Raw genomic sequence first — 19,536 nt, 5'->3', positions numbered from 1 at the left:
TGAATACCCTTCAGACCCGCTTCGCGGGCCCGCTCGTCACCCCTCAATCTTCGGGCTCATCTCGATCAGCTGCTTGACCGTCACGAACTCGTAGCCCTGCCCGCGCAGGTCGTCGATGATGCGCGGCAACGCCTCGATGTCCTGCGTGCGGTCGCCGCCGCCGTCGTGCATGAGCACGATCGCGCCGTTGTGCGCATGCTGCATCACGTTGTCGTGGATCTCGTTCGCGCCCGGACGCTTCCAGTCGAGCGTGTCGATGTCCCACAGCACGTTCATGTCGATCAGGCCGTCGGCGTCCTGCCACTGCTGCGCGCCGAACGCGCCGTAGGGGGAGCGGAACACCTTGGTGTCGACGCCCGACGCCTCCTTCATCGCGGCGAATCCGTTCGTGATGTTCTCGCGCAGCTGGTCGCGGTTCAGCTTCGGCATGTTCGGGTGATCGTAGCTGTGACTCGCCACCTCATGCCCTTCGGCGACCATGCGCTTCTCGGCCGACGCGAACTCCTTCGACTGCTGCCCGAGATCGAAGAACGTCGCCTTGACGCCCTTCGCCTTGAGGATGTCGAGCATCGGCGCGCTGTACTGGCTCGGACCGTCGTCGAACGTCAGCGCGATCACCTTCTTGCCTTCGGGCCGCGGGCTGTACGAGCGCACGACCATGTCGGTCGGCTTCGTCGTCACGCCCTTGTCGACCTTCTTGCCGGAGCGCTTGCCGACCCACGTTTCGGCGACGCCGACCTTGCCGCGGCGCGTGCACACCTGGATCGTGCCGCCCTTCAGGTCGATGTCGTAGCCGTACGGTTCGTCGCGTTTGATGACGCTGTGCTCCTCGGTCACGTCCTCGCCCGATTCGACGGTCACGTCGGCGTGGTCCGGCACGACCATCTTCGACCAGTCCGATTCCGGGATCGCCTGACCGCCGACGGCCGGCACGATCGCCTTGCCGCCGTGCTCGTCGAGCACCGATCCGTCAATCGCGAGCAGGCGTCCGCGCTTGGCGCCGAAGTCGTCGTTCTTCTTCAGCAGCTTGTCGAGCGTGGTGTCGACGCGCGTGCGCACGACGCGGTTGTTGACGGTCACGTCGATCGGACGCCAGTGGTCGTCCCACATCCACGCGAATCCGGACGCGAGTCCCGCGGCCAGTCCGATGACGACGATGACGATCATCGTGCGCATCCAGAACGGCATCCTGCGGCGCGGTTTCACCGCCGCGCCGAACGACAGCTCCTCGGGTGAGACGGGGGCGTTCACCGGGTTCGCCGCCTGGTCGGCCGGGCGCTTTTCGCGATCGTCATGCATGTCGTCTCTCCTTTTATTACCGCTTACCGACGCCATTGTATGGACGAACGACGCAAGGGGGTAATCCGAAAGTAACGCTTTCGGGGAGATTCACCAATGATTCATGTCGCGAGAAACGGCGGAATACCGCCGGAATCGAGCGCTGGCACGGGTGTGAGCGTTCACTAGGATGACGCTAGGAATGCAACGGGAGTTCACTGGTCGATCCCGCATCGTCTCAGATTCGCGGGCGCGGGAAGCGAGGGGAGGCGAGGGGGCACCCCCCGAAGGTGTCTGTGAGGCAACGCACATGTGACATGTGATCGAAACCCGCACCGGCGTCATCCACGCGCGGGATAATGAAACCATGACTATCGCAACGCCAGAACGCTATGCCGAAATGCTGGATGCCGCCCGCCGTGGCGGCTACGCCTACCCCGCGATCAATGTGACGAGCACGCAGACGCTCAACGCGGCCCTGCAGGGCTTCGCCGAGGCCGAATCCGACGGCATCATCCAGGTGTCGGTCGGCGGTTCCGCCTACTTCTCCGGGCAGGCCGTGAAGAACCGCGTCACCGGTTCCCTCGCGTTCGCCGCGTTCGCGCACGAGGTGGCGAAGCAGTACCCGAACATCACCGTCGCGCTGCACACCGACCACTGCGCCGAGCAGTACCTCGACGAGTGGGTGCGCCCGCTGCTCGCGTACGAGGCGGACGAGGTCGCGCACGGCAAGGAGCCGACCTTCCAGTCGCACATGTGGGACGGTTCGACGGTCCCACTCGACCGCAACCTCGACATCGCCGAGGAGCTGCTCGACAAGTCGCAGGCCGCGCACACGATCCTCGAGATCGAGATCGGCGCGGTTGGCGGCGAGGAGGACGGCCAGTCCGCCGCGATCGACGAGAAGCTGTACTCGACGCCCGACGACGGCGTCGCGGTCGCGCAGCGTCTGGGACTGGGCGAGCGCGGACGCTACATGGCCGCGTTCACGTTCGGCAATGTGCACGGCTCGTACAAGCCGGGTATGGTCAAGCTGCGTCCGGCGCTGCTGGGCGAGATCCAGAACGAGGTCGCAAACGCGGTGCTCGACGGGCGCGTGGCGTCCGCCGCGGGCGCCGTCGACTTCCCGGCCGACAAGCCGTTCGAGCTCGTCTTCCACGGCGGCTCCGGTTCGACGCCCGAAGAGATCGCCGCCGCCGTCTCGTACGGCGTGGTCAAGATGAACATCGACACGGACACGCAGTACGCCTTCACGCGCGCGATCGCCGGGCACATGTTCGAGCATTACGATTCGGTGCTCAAGGTCGATGGCGAGGTCGGCAAGAAGAAGTTCTACGACCCGCGCTCGTGGGGCAAGAAGGCCGAGGCGTCGATGGCCCAGCGCGTCGTCGAGGCGTGCCAGGAGCTCGGCTCCGCCGGCCGCGCCCTCAAGTAGCGCCTTAGCGCACAGGGGTGAGGCCGCGCCTGGGGCGGGTATAGGGCGTACGGTAGGCTGTTTCGCGGCGGAATCGAGCGTATGCGGAGGTGCGTTATGCCTGGAATTGTGTTGATCGGTGCCCAGTGGGGAGACGAAGGCAAGGGTAAGGCGACCGATCTGATCGGCACGAAGGTCGACTATGTCGCGCGTTTCAACGGCGGCAACAACGCCGGCCACAGCGTGGTCGTGGGCGATGAATCCTACGCGCTGCACCTGCTGCCCTCCGGCATCATCAACCCGAACCTCACCCCGGTGATCGGCAACGGCGTCGTCGTCGATCCGGAGGTCCTGTTCCAGGAGATCGACGGGCTCGAGGCCCGCGGCATCGACTGCTCGCATCTGCTCGTCTCCGAGGCGGCGCACATCATCGCGCCGTATCATCGCACGCTCGACAAGGTCACCGAGCGATTCCTCGGCAAGCACAAGATCGGCACCACCGGCCGCGGCATCGGCCCGGCCTACGCGGACAAGATCAACCGCGTCGGCATCCGCGTGCACGACCTGTTCAACGCCGAGCACCTGCACGATAAGGTCGAGGCGAGCCTGCACCAGAAGAACCAGATCCTCGTCAAGCTGTACAACCGCCGCGCGATCGACGTCGACCAGACCACCGACGAGCTCCTGAAGCTCGGCGAGCGTCTCAAGCCGTACGTCGCCAACACAGGCCTGATCCTCAACAAGGCCCTCGACGAGGGCAAGACCGTCCTGTTCGAGGGCGCGCAGGCCACGATGCTGGACGTCGACCACGGCACCTACCCGTTCGTCACCTCCTCCAACCCGACCGCCGGCGGCGCCTGCACCGGCACCGGCGTCGGCCCGACCAAGATCACCCGCGTCATCGGCGTCTCCAAGGCGTACGTCACGCGCGTGGGCGAGGGCCCGTTCCCGACCGAGCTGTTCGACGAGTCCGGCGAGTGGCTGCGTCAGCAGGGCCATGAGTTCGGTGTGACCACCGGCCGTCCGCGTCGCTGCGGCTGGTTCGACGCGGTCGTCAACCGCTACGCGAGCCAGGTCAACGGCCTGACCGACCTCGTCCTGACCAAGCTGGACGTGCTCACGGGCCTGAAGGAGATCCCGATCTGCGTCGCGTACGACGTGGACGGCGAGCGTCACGACGACATGCCGACCGATCAGGCCGCGTTCGCCGCCGCCAAGCCGATCTATGAGACGATGCCGGGCTGGACCGAGGACATCTCCAACTGCCATTCCTTCGATGAGCTGCCGGCCACCTGCCAGGCGTACGTCAAGCGCCTCGAGGAGCTGTCGAACTGCCGTATCTCCGCGATCGGCACCGGCCCGCAGCGCGATCACATCATCTCCGTCCACTCGCTCATCGACTGAGTCGCACTGAATCGAACTGAGCCGAACTGAGCCGATTCGGCGGGCCGGACCGAGCCGTTCCGGTTCCCGCCCGCCGAGCCCGCCGTCAGCGACAGCGCGAACAGCAGCGCGAGAACGCCAGAGACTGGACGTGAGTCACATGCCCGAGTATTTCGCCGAACCCGATCCCACGACGCAGGAGATGACCGCCGCGCACGCCCGTTCGTACGCGCTGGCGGCCCCGCATCCGACGGGCGCCGCCGCGGCCGAGCGTCCGCCGCAGATTCCGCTCGCGCCGGTCAAGCGCGTGCAGGCGCAGTTCAACCCGCTCGCCGACGGCATGGTCTATCTGGTCGTGTTCCTCGGCGGCATGGTCGGCACGGCGATGCGGTACGGGTTGTCGCTGGCGATGCCGGCCCCGGCGGCTGAAACCGGTTTCTTCAGCGCGTTCCACACCGCCACGTTCATCGCGAACATGGCCGCCTGCTTCGTGTTCGCGGCCCTCACCGCGTACATGTCGCAGGCCTCGTGGATCCGCAAGCGCGTCCGCCAGCTCACGTCGCGCGGTGTGGGCATGGGCATGTGCGGCGGATTCTCGACACTGTCGGCGATGGTCATCGAGGAGCTGACCTCGATCCACGGCAGCCAGATCGGCGGCTTCCTGTTCTACATGTTCGTCAGTTTCGCGCTCGGCATGCTCGTCGCGGCCGCCGGCTCGTGGCTCGCCACGTCGCTCGCCTCACGCCGCGCCGCGAGCATCGCCTCCCGCGCGGCCGGCGCCGGCGCGTTCGACGACGTAGCGCCGTCGTCGCCCCCGTCCGGCGACTACGGCCAGCCCGTCGCGCCGGGCTCGTCCGCCGGGGCCGGAGTCGGGGCGGGGTCCGGTTTGGGCGCCGCCGCTTCCGCCGCGACTTCATCCGGTCCGGCCGGTTCATCCGGTTCGTCCGACCCGTCCGACCCGTCCGACCCCATGATCGCCCCGTCGTTCGAACCCGCGCCGATCACCGACGAGATCCCGATGGTGGGCGATCCCTCCACCGGCGACGCGCATGAGCCGTCGCCCCGTGAAGCGCATGGCGCCCACGCCGGGGAAAGGCGGCGTCGATGACCTTCCTGCTTGTCTGCCTGTGCGGCGGCCTCGGCGCGATGACCCGCTTCGTCGTCAACACGTCGGTGCAACGATGGTGGAACCGCGCGTTCCCGCTGTCCACGTTCGTGATCAACGTGATCGCCACGTTCTGCGCCGGCATCGCCGCGGGCGCCCTCGCCCAGCACGGCGTCGAACACAACACGTACCTGCTGTTCGTCACCGGCTTCCTCGGCGGCTTCTCGACGTTCTCGACCGCCATCAACGAAATGGTCTCGCTCCTGCACGCCCGCAAGTGGCCCGTCGCCGCCGCCTACATCGCCGCCACGATCATCGTCCCCCTACTATGCGTAGCCGCCGGCTGGTGGGTCGTCACGCTGTAGCCGCGTCCCTGTCCCTGCCCCTCAATAGCCCGCACTGACGATCCATTGCGAAAACGTAAAGGGGCCGCTGTCTGCTGTGCGCGACCGTAGGCTTGGCTGCTGAGCCGTGAAATGGGCAGTCCAGTGGACTGCCCATAGGCGAGGGGAGCAGCTGTGCTGCGACGGCCCGACGAAGTCGGGTGCCTTGAGTGTGTCGCGCACAGCAGACAGCGGCCCCGCTCCAGCGAGAAACCGCTGTCAATCGGGCGTCAGTGGCTCCACACCGCCGCATCCGGGTCGAAGTCCGGGTTGTAGTCATCGTCCCCGTCATCCCCGTCCCCGGAGTTGTTCTCGTAGTACGTCGACTCGTCGTCGATGACGCCGGCGTCGGCCTCCTCGAGCAGCGTGTCGATGTCCTTCTTGTTGAGCACCTGCTTGGGCAGCACGTTCTCGATGTAGCTGGTGACCGCTTCGGTCATCGGCACGTCGTGTCCGGCCTTCTCCGCGAGGAACCAGCGGTGGTCGAGCACCTCGTGGAAGAACTGCGCCGGCTCGATCTGGGAGCGGTACTTGGCCGGGATCGATCGCACGGTCGGCTCGAACACCTCGCGCATCCAGTCGGTCGCGACGATCTCGAGGTCCTCGCCGTCGCGCCAGGTGGAGGCGCGGTAGGCGTCGAGGTCGTTGAGCAGTCGGCGGGCCTGGTTCTCCTGCACGTCGAGGCCGGTCAGGCGCAGCAGCTTGCGGTTCGCGTAGCCGGCGTCGACGACGCGCGGGCGCACGAGCACGCGCTTGCCGCCCTCCTCGGTCTTCATCTCGAGCTCGTCCACGTCGAAGCCGAGCTCGTTGAGCTTGTTGACGCGCTTTTCGATCTTCCACATCTCGTCCGGGCCGAACTTGTCGGTGTCGGTCAGCGCGCTCCACAGCGAGTGGTAGCGGTCGACCAGACGGTTGCCGACCTCGATCTCGTCGACGTCGTCCGGCAGCAGCTTGCCGGAGCTCAGATCCATGAGTTCGCCGATGATGTTCGTACGCGCCAGGTCGATGTCGTATTCGCGCTGGCCGTTGGTCAGGTTGACCTGCAGGTCACCGGTCTCGGCGTCGACGAGGAACGCGGAGAACGCGTCGGCGTCGCGCAGGAACAGGACGTTCGACAGGGAGACGTCGCCCCAGTAGAAGCCGGCCAGATGCAAGCGCACGAGCAGCACGGCGAGCGCGTCGATCAGGCGCTCGGCGGTGTCGTGCTGCAGGTTGCGGGCGAAGAGCGCGCGGTACGGCAGCGAGAACTTGAGGTGCTTGGTCACGAGGATCGCCTCGAGCGGCTCGCCTTCGCGGTTGTGGCGTCCGGTGACGACCGCGATCGGGCGGACGGCCGGCAGTTCCAGCTTCTGCAGGCGACGCAGGATCTCGTACTCGCGCTCGGCCATCTGGCGAGTGATCTCCTTCATCGCGTACACCTCGTCGCCGACGTGCACGAATCGCACGACGTGGCGGGAGATGCCGCGCGGCAGGTTGGCGAGCAGTTCGGCGGGCCAGGTCGCCAGCGGCTTCTCCCATGGCAGCGTGAACATCTTCGGGTTCGAGCTGGCCGCGGTGATCTTGAGCGCCTGCGGTTCGGCGGTGACGGCCGATTCGTCCTCGGCGCTCACGCTGGTCGCCTTCGCGGCGCGCGGGTCCAGTTGCGACAGATTCGTGGTTGATTGCATCTTTGCCTTACCCTCTTATGCTCGACTGTTCGACTTCTGTGTGCTTATTCGGCTCAGGCCTGCACTCCGGCCACTTCCCCGGCCTTGCGTCGCGCTTCGGCCACCGCGTACAGGCTGATGCCCGCTGCGACGGAGGCGTTGAGCGATTCGACCTGGCTGGAGATCGGGATGCCGGCGACCGCGTCGCACGCCTCGCGCACGAGTCGGCTCACGCCCTTGCCTTCCGATCCGAGGACGACGACCAGCGGATCGGTCTCGAAGCCGGTGGCGCCGACGAGCTTGTCGCCGCCGCCGTCCAGCGCGACGGCGTAGTAGCCGCGCTCCTTGAGGCTCTCGATCGCCTTGGTCAGGTTGACGACGCGGCACACCGGCATGTGCGCGGCGGCGCCGGCCGACACCTTCCACGCGGCCGCGTTCACCGATGCGGAGCGGCGTTCCGGCAGGATCACGCCGTTCGCGCCGAACGCGGCGGCGGAGCGGATGACCGCGCCGAGGTTCTGCGGGTCGGTCACGCCGTCGAGCGCGATGAACAGCGGTCGGGCGGCGATGCGCGCGGTCTGCGAGTTCGCGGCCTCCATCGCGCGCGCCTTCTTGTCCGCGCGGTCGGCGAGCTCGGCGAGCGACGAGTACTGGTACGGATCGACCTTGAGGATCACGCCCTGATGGTTGCCGGATCGCGCGATGCGGTCCATTTCGAGACGGTCGGCCTCGAGCATGTGCAGTCCCTGCGTGCCCGCGAGCTTGACGATCTCGCGCGTGCGGTCGTCGTGTTCGATGCGCGAGGCGATGTACAGCGTGGAGCTGGGCACGCCCACGCGCAGCGCCTCGAGCACCGAGTTGCGGCCGAACACCAGATCTGTGGTGTCCGCCGACGAGAACTTGTCGGCGCGACGGCGTGCGGCCAGTCGCGGATCGGCCAGTTTGCGGCGATCGGCGACCTTCTTCGCCCTGTACGCCTTGTGATAGACGCGATCCTCGGCCTTGGGCGTCGGGCCCTTGCCGCGAAGCGCGTTGCGATGCTTTCCACCCGACCCCTTGGTCGGTCCTTTCTTGATAACCATAAGGGCCATTGTCTCACAAGCGTTGTATCGGCAGCCTTACAGCGAACGATTCCCAATAAGAAACGTGTGAGCCGATCGCACACAATCACACAAACCGCACATCGCCGGAATCGCTGGAATTACAACGTTTCTGGCGATTTCGCGTGCGATTGACGACCTGTCAACCCTCACACGTTTCTTATTGAGAACGATTCGCTGCAAGCATCTAATAGACAACACCCCCTTATGCCGTGCGATGACCCCTTCACACCCATATGGAATAATGGCAATCGTATGCATCGGCGACAGTTGTGCCGGTGCCCATAACCGCGCAGCACGGCGCGCGCCGGGGGAGACAACCCGGCCGCCGCACCGGCTGACTACTCCGCGGCTATACCAAGGAGAATCACATGGTTGATCAGAAAGGTCAATCCACCGCGCCCGCAGTATCAGAGGAGGTCCGCGCCCAGCAAGCGTTGCTCGCCGGACTCAAGGACGCCGATCCCAGCCTGACCGACGCGGCCGAGGTCGCCAAAGCATTGAACGTCGACCCCGCCCGCGGCCTGAGCGGCGACGAGGCCAGGCGTCGACTCGAGAAGTTCGGCCCGAACGAGCTGGCCAGCGCGCCGCCCGTGCCGAAATGGAAGAAGTTCCTGCAGCAGTTCCAGGACCCGCTCGTCTACCTGCTGCTCGCCGCCACCGTCATCTCCGTGATCGCGTGGTTCATCGAACGCGGCCATGCGGCCCCCGGCGCGGAAGGCGGCGAACCGTTGCCGTTCGACGCGATCGTCATCGTCCTCATCCTGATCGTCAACGCCGTGCTCGGCTACATCCAGGAGGCGAAGGCCGAGGCCGCGGTCGAGGCGCTCGCCCAGATGACCGCGCCGCAGACGTCCGTGCTGCGCGACGGCAAGGTCGTGCGCATCAACACCGCCGAAGTCGTCCCCGGCGACGTGATCGTCCTCGCGGAGGGCGATTCCGTCTCCGCCGACGGCCGACTCTTCTCCGCCGCGAGCCTGCGCATCGCCGAGGCGTCGCTCACCGGCGAATCCGTGCCGGTCGGCAAGAAGCCGGACACGCTGGCCGAGGCCAAGGCGCTGGGCGACCGCGCCAACATGATCTTCAACGGCACGTCCGTCACGCAGGGCACCGGCCGCGCGATCGTCACTGGCACCGGCATGAACACGCAGGTCGGCAAGATCGCCGACCTCCTGTCCGCCACCGAGGACGAGCAGACGCCGTTGCAGAAGGAGATGGACTACGTCTCCAAAATTCTCGGCATCGCGGTGTGCATCATCGCGGCCATCGTGCTCGCCGCGCTCGCGCTGCTCGAGGGCTTCCACTCGACGCAGGACGTCATCGACTCCCTGCTGCTCGCCGTCTCGCTCGCCGTGGCCGCCGTGCCCGAGGGCCTGGCAGCGATCCTCACCGTCGTCCTCGCGCTCGGCGTGCAGCGCATGGCGATGCACAACGCGATCGTCAAGAAGCTCCACTCCGTCGAGACGCTCGGTTCCGCGTCCGTGATCTGCTCGGACAAGACCGGTACGCTGACGCGCAACGAGATGACCGTCGAGCGCGTCGTCACCCCGTCCGGCGAGGTGCAGATCACCGGCACCGGCTACGCGCCGGAAGGCAAGATGGTCGCCGCCGACGGTTCCTCGCTCGCCGACGCGCCGGCCCTGCGCGCCGAGGTCATCGCGACCCTCGCCGCCGGCACGCTCGCGAACGACGGCGACCTGCGTGAAGAGAACGGCAAGTGGGAGATCGTCGGCGATCCGACCGAGGTCTCCCTGATCGTCGCCGCGCGCAAGACCGGCGCGATGAAGGGCTACGAGCAGTTCAGCCGCGTGGCCGAGGTGCCGTTCACCTCCGAGCGCAAGCGCATGTCGGTCATCGCGAAGGACTCCACCGAGGGCGGCAAGCTCACCGTCTTCGCCAAGGGCGCGCCGGACGTGCTGCTCGGCTTCTGCTCGCGCATCGCCGTGGGCGGGCAGGTCCGTCCGCTCACCGAGGGGGATCGCCAGACGATCCTCGCGACCGTCGAGAGACTCTCCTCCGAGGCGTACCGCACGCTCGGTCAGGCGTACCGTCCGCTCGGCACCGCGAACCTGTCCGAGGTGCCCGGCGTGCGCGCCAACGCCGCCGGACAGGTCACCGACATCGCCGACCAGTCCGAGGCGATCGAGACCGACCTCATCTGGAACGGCATGGTCGGCATCATCGACCCGCCGCGCACCGAGGTCCGCGACTCCGTGGCCGAGGCGCACCGCGCCGGCATCCGCGCCGTCATGATCACCGGCGACCACCCGCTGACCGCGGCCCGCATCGCCTCCGACCTCGGCATCATCGACAAGGGCGGCAAGGCCCTGACCGGCGACCAGCTCGACGCGCTCACCGATCAGGCCGCGTTCGACAAGGCCACCTCCGAGGTGTCCGTGTACGCGCGCGTCGCCCCGGAGCACAAGCTCAAGATCGTCGAATCGCTGCAGCGACAGGGCAACATCGTCGCGATGACCGGCGACGGCGTCAACGACGCCCCGGCCGTCAAGACCGCCGACATCGGCGTGGCGATGGGCATCACCGGCACCGAGGTCACCAAGCAGAGCGCGAAGATGATCCTCGCCGACGACAACTTCTCCACGATCGTGGCCGCCGTGCGCGAGGGCCGCGTGATCTTCGACAACATCCGCAAGTTCCTGCGTTACCTGCTTTCCAGCAACGTGGGCGAGGTGTTCACCGTGTTCTTCGGCGTCGTGTTCGCCGGATTCCTCGGCATCACCCAGCCCGGCACGCAGGGCGTGACCGTGCCGTTGCTCGCCACCCAGCTGCTGTGGATCAACCTCCTGACCGACGCCGCGCCGGCGCTCGCGATGGGCGTCGACCCGCAGACCGAGGACGTGATGAACCGTCGTCCGCGCAAGGTCACCGACCGTGTGATCGACGCCTCGATGTGGGGCGACATCATCTACATCGGCGTGATCATGGCCATCGTCACCCTGATCGGCATGGACATGCACCTCGCCGGCGGCCTGTTCACCGACCGCTCGGTCGACGCGCTCGGCCACGACGCGCAGATGGTCGAGGCCCGTACGATGGGCTTCACGATCCTCGTGTTCGCGCAGCTGTTCAACGCGATTGCCTCGCGCTCCCACGCGCAGTCGGCGTTCGTCGGCCTGTTCTCGAACAAGTGGCTGTGGGGCGCGATCGGCCTGTCCATCGTGCTGCAGCTCGTCGTGATCTACGTGCCGTTCCTCAACTCCGCGTTCGGCACGACCCCGCTGTCGGCGCTGGCGTGGGCCGAGTGCATCGGCCTCGCCGCGTTCGTCCTCGTCGCCTCCGAACTGCGCAAGTGCGTCCTGCGCGCGATGGAGCGCTCGAAGCGCTGAGGGGTTTTCTCCTAGTTCCCCACTCCGCCGGGCCGGCTTCCCCTATCAGGGAGCCGGCCCGTGCCATTATGCGTGCAATGCGTTCAGCTGCTGCCCCCCTGGCCCCTCTGATGAGGGGGCTATCACCCAATGCACATTGCGGTGCGGGGCAGTTGCCAGAGGCCGTCGGGGATTGCGGGGAATCCATTCCGCGGAGAGTTGTCACAACGCGCGATTCGCATCGGTCCCGGGTACGTTGTGACAAGAAAAGCTGTCACAACGCGTTGTTTCCGTCGATTTTCTCAAGTTGTGACAAGGATCGGCGACGGCTCGTGCGACTGCACGGCGAAGGGGATCGGCTGAATGGCGGAATTCCAAGCTTTTCGCCGTCCCGGTCTCCGTCGTCTTCCGCCGCTGGGCCGTCGTTCTTGTCACAACGTGTGATTTTCGCTGATTTGAGCACGTTGTGACAGCGGAAATTGTCACAACGCGTCAAACGGGCGGGTCTGAACGCGTTGTGACATTCGCCGCCTCTCCGGCGATGACTCTCCGGCGATGACGGTGCTGTCTTGTGACCGTCGCGTGATCGCCCGGGATCAGTTGATGGCGGATTCGGAGGAGTAGGTGCTGGGGTCGTCGGCGGTGCCCGAGCCCGTCGAGCCGGAACCGGTCGATCCCGAGCCCGTCGATCCCGACCCGCTGTTCTGCTCGGGCTCCTCGGTCTGTTGGTCCTCGAGATCCTGACGCTGCTGCTCCTGCTGTTGCTGGAGTTTCTGCTGCTCCTCCTGCGCCTTCTTCTGCGCTTCGGCCTGCGCCTTCTGATCGGCCTGCGTCTTCGCGCTCATCGACGCGTTCACGTCGGACATCGCCTGCTGCAGCTTGGTGTTCGCGCTGTTCACCTCGGACTGCGACGGGTTCGACTTCGCCGCGACGCTGTTCGCGCTGCTGATCGCGTCCTGCAAAGCCGTGCGCGTGCTGTCGTCGGCCACCTTGCCGGCCGATCCGGCGAGCAGCGACTGCGCGGACGAGATCGACGTGTTCAGCGACGACTTGAGCGAATCGGAGGTCTTCGACTTCTTGGCGGCCTCCACCGCGTCGATCGCGTCGTCGATCTTCTCCTCCTGCGAATCCGCGTTCTGCTCGGCGATCGCGAACTGCTGGATGTTCGACTTGAGATCGTCCTTCGACATGTCCGCCGCGCAGGTCGCGTTCGTCGAGATGTTGCCCGCGTCGGCGATCGCCTGATTGAGCGTGTCCAGCGTGGTCGCGTCGGACAGCTGGTCGGCGGTCGTCGAAGAGACCGTCTGCTGCCCCTTCGCGACCTCCTGCTTGAGATCGTTCTGCGCGTCGGTGTACTCGTTCTTCGCGGCCGTGCACGCCGCGTACGTGATTTTGCCGCTGCTCGCAGTGAAGAACCAGATGCCGCCCGCGATCAGTGCGATCACCGCGATCACGCCCACGACGATGCCTGCGATCGCACCGCCGGACAGGCCCTTCTTCCTGCGATCGCGCCGGCGTGCACCGCGGCCCTCGTCATCGCGATCATCGTCGCGGCCGTTGCCGTCGGCCGAGTTGCGACCGTCGGGATAGTCGTCTTCGTCGTTGCCGTCGTTCGGAGCGATCGACGGCGGCATGACCGGCGGCTGGGCGCCCGCGGCTGGTTGCGCCTGACCGAACGCCTGCGTCTGACCGAATGGTTGCGCCGGCGGGAACTGACCGGTCGATTGTCCGGTCGATTGGCCGGTGACCGCGGCCGCGCCGAACACCTGCGTCGCCTGTCCGGCGGACTGCGCAAACGGCTGTGCCGGCGGGAACTGGGCAGCGGGCTGGCTAGTGGCCCCCTGATTCAGCGTGCCTTGATTCAGCGTGCTCGGGTTGAACACCTGCGTTCGCTCCTCGCGTGGATCCGTGACCGGCTGCGCGGCCTGCGGCTGGATCGACTGCGGCTGAACCGGCTGGGGCTGTGCCGGCTGCTCGAACTGTCCGTACGCCTGAGTGGCCTGCGGTTGCTGTGGCTGCCCGAACACCTGAGTCGGCTGTCCATACGACTGGCTTTGTCCATATGGCTGTGTGAATACCTGCGTCGCCTGGGCCGACGGCACCGTCGTGCCTGTCGTCGGGAACTGTGTCGGCTGTGCAGTCGGACTATACGCCTGCGTCGCCTGATCGGATTGGGAAGTCACCGGGCTTTGCCCATACGGCTGTGCGAATGCCTGTGTGGCCTGATCGGTGACGGGGGAGGGGAACGCGGGCTGGCCGGTCGACTCTGCGGCATACCCCTGCGTGGGCTGCGCGACCTGTTGCGGTTGGTTGACCGCAGGTGTGGGCAGCGGCGGAAGATCCTCGTCGGCCAGCGGGTCGAATGCCTGCGTGGTCTCCATCTCGGTCGGCGGCTCCACGGCCGCAGACCGACCGAACTGCCCGGCGGCGGCTTGGCCGGTGACGGACTGCCCGTAAGGCTGTTGTTGCGGCGCCTGTCCGGCCTGCCCGTACGGCGTCTGCGTCGCGCCTGCATACCCGCCCGGTGCCGCCTGCTTGGGTTTGTTCTGGAAGTCGAAGTGGAATTCGCCACTCGGATCGGTCATGTCCTGTCCCCCTGATTGTCGTGTGTCTGGTCGCCTGTAAGCAATGTCGTCGCCAGTATCGCCGTCGTCAATAGCGTCGCCCGTCAATAACGATGAAGCCAGACCGCCGTCCCCGGCCGCCTGGCTTCCGACGTCAGTCGTCGATGTGCGCGCGGTAGAAGTGCTCGTAGGAGCGGCTCGGCGTCGGGCCGCGCTGACCCTGATAATGCGATCCGACACCCTTCGAACCGTACGGATGCTCGGCCGGCGAGCTCAGCTGGAAGAAGCACATCTGGCCGATCTTCATGCCGGGCCACAGCTTGACCGGCAACGTCGACACGTTCGACAGCTCCAGCGTGATATGCCCTTCGAAGCCGGGGTCGATGAATCCCGCGGTCGAATGGGTCAGGATGCCGAGGCGGCCAAGCGAGCTCTTGCCCTCGAGCCGGGCGGCGATCGTCGCGTCGAGCTTGACGTACTCCCACGTCGAACCGAGCGCGAACTCGCCCGGATGCAGGATCCACGGCTCGTCCGGGGCGACTGCGAACTGCTCGGTCAGCGCGCCCTGATTCTCCGCCGGATCGACGTAGGTGTATGCATGGTTGTTGAACAGTCGGAAGAAACGGTCGAGTCTGACGTCGATCGACGCGGGCTGGACCATCTCCGGGGTCCACGGGTCGAGCGAGATATGCCCTTCGGCCTGCGCGGCCAGAATATCGTGGTCGGACAGCAGCATGGGAAGCTCCTCACAGACGGATAATCGAAATACTGCCCATAAGTCTAGTGCCTAGTCTCCTGCGTCGAAAGTGCTGCACGCTTGGTTCGCCAGTACATTGCCGCGATTATGCGTGATGACGGTCTGACGGTGGTCTGACGGTGGTCTGACGGTGGTCCGATGATGGTCTGATGGCGGTCCACTGACGGCCTGACGATGGTTTGGCGATGGTACGATGACGGCCTGATGACGGGGCCCATGATTCGACGGTCGGGTCCATTCCGTCCGCCGCGCTCGCCGTCGGATGCGAAACCGCTTTTCCACATTTGTGGACAACTTTCGGGCGACTCTCGTGCGACACAGTCACGGCGGTTGCCGATTCCGGCGTGCAGTGCTCGTACCCGCTTGTGGCTAATAGGCGGCTAATAGATGGTCGAGTCGTGGACAAACGGTCAAAAAACGACAATTTTCAGGAAACTCACAGCGAAACACGGCGTGTGTCTCAGAAAAACGTGCTTATCTATGAGATGTCAGCAAGAGCCGACCCGGAGCGTGAGCCCCCGACAACTGAACCTTTCTTCTTCTCTCCTTTCTCTGACCCCGGTGGAACCTCACCGGGGTTTTCTTTTGCCCGTCACCGGGCGGCGGCGATCTTTCGTGTCATCGGTGCCGAGAGCTGTCTGCCGGCCCATGACGGGTATCTCTCGCTGGGAAGGGCTGCCGTGAGAGATAACCGTCATGGGGCGGCGCCGTCCTCTCACCGAACGAATGTTCGCGAGACATTTCCGTCGGCTCATACCGAACCTTCTCGTGTACTTGGCCATTTGTGAGACATTGTTGCTGGCTTCTGTCGGGAGAGTCTCGCGAATCGCTCTTTGGCGAGAGTCGCCTGTCGAAGTGTGACGGTTATCTCTCGCTGGGGGATGTGCTTGCGAGAGGTTCTTGTCACTGGGTGGCGGCGGGCTCTCGCTGAGGGATGTGCTCGCGAGAGGTTCTTGTCACTTGGTGGTGGCGGTGTCTCGCTGGGGTGGTGCTTGTGAGAGGTTTCTGTTGCCGGGTGGCGGCGGTGTCTCGCTGGGGGCGTTGCTCGTGAGAGGTTTCTGTCACCGGGTGATGATGGTGTCTCGCTGGGGCGGTGCTTGCGAGAGGTTTCTGTCACTGGGTGGCGGCGGGCTCTCGTCAGGCAGGCGGTGCGCGGAGCGGTAGAGGCCCCTGCCGGCGAGTTGTCGTCCGAAGGACGACATGGGCCCCTGATTCATCCCTGAGACCGACGGACGGCCGCATTCTCGGCGGTAGACTAAAAGCAAGTACGGGCACAACGGGGCCGGTGATGTTGGCGGCTCCGGGATCCGCAACGCAAGCCGCGACCGCGGCATCGCGTGGAACGCAAGCGGTACGGGTACGGACGTGAAGGCGAAGGCACACAACGCCGGAGCCTGATGAAGGGGAACGGTCATGGCCGACGACGAATACGACTTCTTCGCGCAAGGCGATGGGACGAACGGCAACAGTGGGGCATTCAACGAATACGACGGCGATGACGGCGCTCGCAGACGTCGCCCGCATGCCGGTCAGACCGGGCGGGCCAACCATCAGCTAGGTCATCTCAATCAGTCCGGTCATCCGGGTCAGTCCGGCCAGTCCGGACAATCGGAATGGCCTGTTCAGTCAGGTCAGCCCGACTGGGACGTTGGTCAGGGCGCGACAGGTCAGACCGGCCAGCCGGAAACCGACCGGAACGCCGGCCATCCCGTGTCGGGCCAGGCTTCGACCGGACCGGCTACGACCGGCCAGGCTTCGGCTCCAGCCGTGCAAGCCGTGGCCCATGCTACGACCGGCCAGGCTCCGACCGGACCGGCTTCGGCCCCGGCCGTGCAAGCCGCGATCCCGACCGGACAGCCCCCGTCCCCGGCCGCGCAACCCCGCCTCTCCTCCGGCCGCACCACGACCTACCGCGCCGGGTTCGCGTCCGAACCGGCCCGCCGCAGCCGGATCGCCGCGATCGTCGCCCTGCTCGCGGGACTGGTCGCCATCGCGTTCGGCGCCGCCTCCGCCGCGCACGAGTCCGCGCCCGCGATCGTCGACCCGGACGGCAAGGTGCCGGGCCGCTACATCGCCCTGACCTGCGCTATCTTCATCGCGGTCTCGTTCGTCGCGGTGATCGTCGCGAAGACGAACCTGCCGCGCAACAGCCGCCGCCATCGCGTCGGGTCGGGCGGCATCGTCACCCTGCTCATCGCGGGGCTGCTGCTCGCGTTCGGCGTGGTGTGCGGTGTGCTGTTCCCCGACGGACTGTTCAAACCGAACGTCCGCGACGAGGCGCCGATCTCCAGCGCGGAGGGCATGCGCTACGACGTCGAGCGCGCGACCGGCGCGTGCGAGGCCGGCTGGACCGGCATCGACGTGCACGCGTACCCGGGCGTCGAAACGGCGTCGCTGTGCGCCTCGACGCGCGTCGCGTACGTCACGTTCGACTCGAACACGACGCTGCGACTGTACGACAACGTGGTGCAGTCGAAGCTCTCCGAACTCCTCACGCAGAACGCCGATGACCCGAACGCGCAGGGCGATTGGCGGCTGCTCTCCGGCAACCAGTGGATCGCGTTCGGCCCGGCCGACAAGATGACGACGCTGGAACAGGATTGGGGCGGCACGCTCACCGCAGTCGCGGGGTCGGGCGAGGCGGCGTCAGGCGCAGGCGACACCGCGCAGTGACGGTGCAGTGATGATGCGATAACGATGCGGCGACGATTTCGTGTCGAGAGTCACAGCGATTCGTCACGACGCACCACGCGAACGGCGTCGCTCCCACGCGCGGATGATGCACAATGGAACGCGACGGAGGCGTCCGGCGACGAGGCGGACCGCGGCCGCGGACCGGACTCACGATGAAAGCGAAGAGGCGAGGAAGACATGATCATTGACCTGACCGAGGCACAGTACTCGCGTGGCGGGGGAGCGACGCATCCCACGCATCCGATGTTCCTCTGCCTGCACGGCTGGGGGTCGAACGAGATGGAGATGGCCGATCTCATGCGCCAGATCGCGCCGTACAACGATTACGCATCGTTGCGCGGACCGGTGCGACTGGCCGGCGGCGACGCGTTCTCGCCCGGCGCGTACGCGTGGTTCGGCGAGCGCGTCCCGGTGGGGGAGGACCTCGACCGCGCGGCCTACGATCTCGCGGTGTCGATCGACCGGTGGGTGACGAACAACCTGCCCGACGAGCGCGAGATCGTGCCTCTCGGCTTCTCGCAGGGCGGACTGCTCGCCGTGCACCTGCTGCGCGTCAACCCGAAGCGGTATCGGGCGGTCGTCTCGCTGTCCGGGTATCTCGCGCCGGGCAGCGTCAGGGGCACCGCGCCGGCCGACGGCATCCTCGAGAACTACAACGTGCCGGTGTTCTACACGTACGGCAAGAACGACGATGTCCTGCCGAAGTACGAGCTGTTCGCCGCGCAGGCGTGGCTGGGCGAGCACACGTGGCTGACGACGAAGAGCTATCACGGGCTCGATCACAACGTGAGCCTCGAGGAGCTGACCGACCTGCGCCAGTGGCTGCTCGACCACGACATCACGTCGGGAATCCTGTAGCGATTCCGCGATGCGAGCGCGCGAACGCGCGGGTGCGCGGGGGGGGGGCGCGAGTGGCGCGAGTGGGCGCGAGCGGTATGGGCGGCGACGGTGGTGTTGGCGTCGCAGGGGATCGCAACAAATGGAAGCCAAACGACCCACTTGCGCTCGACGGACCTAGACTGGGCCCCGTGAACGCAGCGATCGATGAGAACCATCTGGACGAATCCCCGCGCGGCCTGACGATCATGGCCGTCGTGGGCGTGTTCGTCGGCATCCTGTCCGGCATGTTCGGCATCGGCGGCGGCACGATCATCGTGCCCGCGCTGGTGTGGCTGGGACTGACCCAGCGCCACGCGGCCGCCACCTCGATGATGGCGATCGTGCCCACCGCCATCTCCGGCGTCATCTCCTACGCCGTCGAGGGCGACGTCGACTGGATCGCGGCCGCGCTCGTGTTCGCCGGCATGTTCGTCGGCGGGCAGATCGGCTCGTGGCTGCTTTCGAAACTGCCCGAAATCGCTTTGAGGTGGGCGTTCGTCGCGTTCCTCGTGTTCGTGATCGCGAACCAGGCCATGTCGAACCCGTCGCGCGACTCGCATATCGAAATGCACCCGATCATGGTGGTCGGGCTGATCGCGTTCGGCGTGATCGCGGGCGTGCTCGCCGGGCTGCTCGGCATCGGCGGCGGGGCGATCTGCGTGCCCGCGCTGTCGATCATCTTCGGCGCGAGCGACCTGATCGCGCGCGGCACGTCGCTGCTGGCGATGTTCCCCAATTCGATCACCACGTCCGTCGCCAACGTGCGACGCCACATGGTGCATGTCAAAGCGGCGGTGATCATCGGCGTCGTCGCCGCGATCACCGCGCCGCTCGGCACATGGATCGCCGGCGCGGTCACGCCGCGCACCGGCGCGATCCTGTTCACCGTCTACCTGTCGGTCCTCCTCGTGCGTTCCCTCTTCGTCGCCATCAAAGCGACGCGGCGTTAGTCCTATCCTCGGCCCCCTCTGATGAGGGGGCTGTCAGCGAAGCTGACTGGGGGAGAG

General features: G+C 66.4%; 13 protein-coding genes. 8 read left to right on the top strand and 5 right to left on the bottom strand.

Annotation, left to right across the window (positions count from 1 at the left end; all coding sequences use genetic code 11):
• Positions 1 to 36: 36 nt before the first annotated feature.
• The gene (locus CSQ85_RS06645; RefSeq protein ID WP_150383410.1) at positions 37 to 1,299 is read right to left on the bottom strand and encodes a polysaccharide deacetylase family protein; all 1,263 of its coding nucleotides are present in this window, start codon (positions 1,297 to 1,299) and stop codon (positions 37 to 39) included.
• A 346-nt stretch (positions 1,300 to 1,645) separates the two neighbouring features.
• On the opposite strand from CSQ85_RS06645, the gene fbaA reads away from it, so the two are divergent.
• The 4 genes from fbaA to CSQ85_RS06625 all read left to right on the top strand — a co-directional run bounded on the left by fbaA (position 1,646) and on the right by CSQ85_RS06625 (position 5,545).
• Positions 1,646 to 2,713, top strand: a complete 1,068-nt coding sequence (gene fbaA, locus CSQ85_RS06640) for a class II fructose-bisphosphate aldolase (protein WP_150383409.1) — start codon at positions 1,646 to 1,648, stop codon at positions 2,711 to 2,713.
• Positions 2,714 to 2,809: 96 nt separating this feature from the next.
• The gene (locus CSQ85_RS06635) at positions 2,810 to 4,096 is read left to right on the top strand and encodes an adenylosuccinate synthase (protein WP_107041822.1); all 1,287 of its coding nucleotides are present in this window, start codon (positions 2,810 to 2,812) and stop codon (positions 4,094 to 4,096) included.
• A gap of 139 nt (positions 4,097 to 4,235) precedes the next feature.
• Positions 4,236 to 5,183: a fluoride efflux transporter FluC gene (locus CSQ85_RS06630; protein WP_150383408.1), complete on the top strand. Its 948-nt coding sequence runs from the start codon at positions 4,236 to 4,238 to the stop codon at positions 5,181 to 5,183.
• Positions 5,180 to 5,545 (top strand): fluoride efflux transporter FluC, encoded by a 366-nt coding sequence (locus CSQ85_RS06625; protein WP_150383407.1) that lies wholly within the window; start codon positions 5,180 to 5,182, stop codon positions 5,543 to 5,545. Before CSQ85_RS06630 ends, CSQ85_RS06625 begins: the two co-directional genes overlap by 4 nt.
• A gap of 248 nt (positions 5,546 to 5,793) precedes the next feature.
• On the opposite strand, the gene CSQ85_RS06620 is transcribed toward CSQ85_RS06625, so the two are convergent.
• Together CSQ85_RS06620 and rlmB are read right to left on the bottom strand one after the other, a co-directional pair.
• Positions 5,794 to 7,230 carry a DUF4032 domain-containing protein gene (locus CSQ85_RS06620; RefSeq protein ID WP_107041819.1) on the bottom strand — a complete coding sequence of 479 codons (1,437 nt, stop codon included), beginning with the start codon at positions 7,228 to 7,230 and terminating at the stop codon, positions 5,794 to 5,796.
• 53 nt (positions 7,231 to 7,283) lie between these two features.
• Complete coding sequence (gene rlmB / locus CSQ85_RS06615; RefSeq protein ID WP_150383406.1) at positions 7,284 to 8,291, bottom strand: 23S rRNA (guanosine(2251)-2'-O)-methyltransferase RlmB; 1,008 nt, start codon at positions 8,289 to 8,291, stop codon at positions 7,284 to 7,286.
• A gap of 389 nt (positions 8,292 to 8,680) precedes the next feature.
• Here rlmB and CSQ85_RS06610 point away from each other — a divergent pair, with 389 nt between their 5' ends.
• Positions 8,681 to 11,656 (top strand): cation-translocating P-type ATPase, encoded by a 2,976-nt coding sequence (locus CSQ85_RS06610; protein WP_150383405.1) that lies wholly within the window; start codon positions 8,681 to 8,683, stop codon positions 11,654 to 11,656.
• A gap of 575 nt (positions 11,657 to 12,231) precedes the next feature.
• On the opposite strand, the gene CSQ85_RS06605 is transcribed toward CSQ85_RS06610, so the two are convergent.
• Both CSQ85_RS06605 and dcd read right to left on the bottom strand, forming a co-directional pair.
• Positions 12,232 to 14,220, bottom strand: a complete 1,989-nt coding sequence (locus CSQ85_RS06605; protein ID WP_150383404.1) for an FIVAR domain-containing protein — start codon at positions 14,218 to 14,220, stop codon at positions 12,232 to 12,234.
• A gap of 133 nt (positions 14,221 to 14,353) precedes the next feature.
• Entirely contained in the window at positions 14,354 to 14,935 is a 582-nt protein-coding gene (dcd, locus tag CSQ85_RS06600) for a dCTP deaminase (protein ID WP_107041815.1), read from the bottom strand.
• Between the two features lie 1,434 nt (positions 14,936 to 16,369).
• Here dcd and CSQ85_RS06595 point away from each other — a divergent pair.
• From CSQ85_RS06595 to CSQ85_RS06585, 3 genes are all read left to right on the top strand, one after another.
• Complete coding sequence (locus tag CSQ85_RS06595) at positions 16,370 to 17,629, top strand: hypothetical protein (protein ID WP_150383403.1); 1,260 nt, start codon at positions 16,370 to 16,372, stop codon at positions 17,627 to 17,629.
• A 198-nt stretch (positions 17,630 to 17,827) separates the two neighbouring features.
• A complete protein-coding gene (locus CSQ85_RS06590; protein WP_150383402.1) occupies positions 17,828 to 18,508 on the top strand; it encodes an alpha/beta hydrolase in 681 nt (226 codons plus the stop codon).
• Between the two features lie 227 nt (positions 18,509 to 18,735).
• Positions 18,736 to 19,479, top strand: coding sequence for a sulfite exporter TauE/SafE family protein (locus CSQ85_RS06585; RefSeq protein ID WP_395956529.1), 744 nt, complete (start codon positions 18,736 to 18,738; stop codon positions 19,477 to 19,479).
• Positions 19,480 to 19,536 lie beyond the last annotated feature (57 nt).

Origin of the sequence: Bifidobacterium rousetti (assembly GCF_008698235.1) — a bacterium.
GTDB classification, from domain to species: domain Bacteria; phylum Actinomycetota; class Actinomycetes; order Actinomycetales; family Bifidobacteriaceae; genus Bifidobacterium; species Bifidobacterium rousetti.
The sequence above is the reverse complement of the archived record's forward strand: the minus strand, read 5'-3'. Positions and strand labels throughout refer to the sequence as shown.